Annotated in this window: 1 protein-coding gene; it reads right to left on the bottom strand. The window is 40.8% G+C overall.

Annotated elements, in window-relative coordinates; all coding sequences use genetic code 11:
* A partial coding sequence (locus A9G31_RS01150) for an IS5 family transposase (RefSeq protein WP_065560068.1) occupies window positions 1-552 on the bottom strand: 552 nt, incomplete at its 3' end.
* Between the last annotated feature and the right edge of the window lie 22 nt (window positions 553-574).

Below are 574 nucleotides of genomic sequence, written 5' to 3'. Positions count from 1 at the left end.
TCGTCCGCCTTTTTGACGAACAAAGCACCGAAAAGGCTCGCTGTCATAACCTTTATCGGCTATCACTGTATTGACTTCATCGAGCTTTTCAACTAGGTTTTCTGCATAAGTGATATCATGTCGTTGTCCTTCAGAAAGCTCAAAACAAATAGGCAAACCACCACTATCAACCGCAAGATGAATTTTAGTTGAATTACCACCACAGCTCTGACCTATTTGCTCGGAATACTCCGTTGCAGCGCCTGTACTATGTTGATGAGCCCTGATAATCGAGCCATTTAGGAACACCCATTCAAAATCCGCTAGTTGTGATAAATGTTTGAAAATATCAACTAATATTCCTTTTTTAGACCACAAATTAAATCGCCTATAGACAGTGCTCCATTCACCAAACTCTTCTGGCAAATCTCGCCAAGGAATACCGGTTCTCATTCGGAAAAGGATCCCTTCAAACGTCATCCGATGCTCGGATTTATTATAAACTCGGCCGGTATTTTTCATTATTTGTAGTAGCTTTTCCCACCGTTTATCTGTTAGCATTGTTCTTGGCATGATGAATCGAGTTATGGTTGTT

Origin of the sequence: Gilliamella sp. Gris1-4, from assembly GCF_001690335.1 — a bacterium.
Taxonomy (GTDB): Bacteria; Pseudomonadota; Gammaproteobacteria; order Enterobacterales; family Orbaceae; genus Gilliamella; species Gilliamella apicola_P.
Note: the sequence above shows the minus strand (reverse complement) of the source record. Positions and strands in the feature narration are given on the sequence as shown.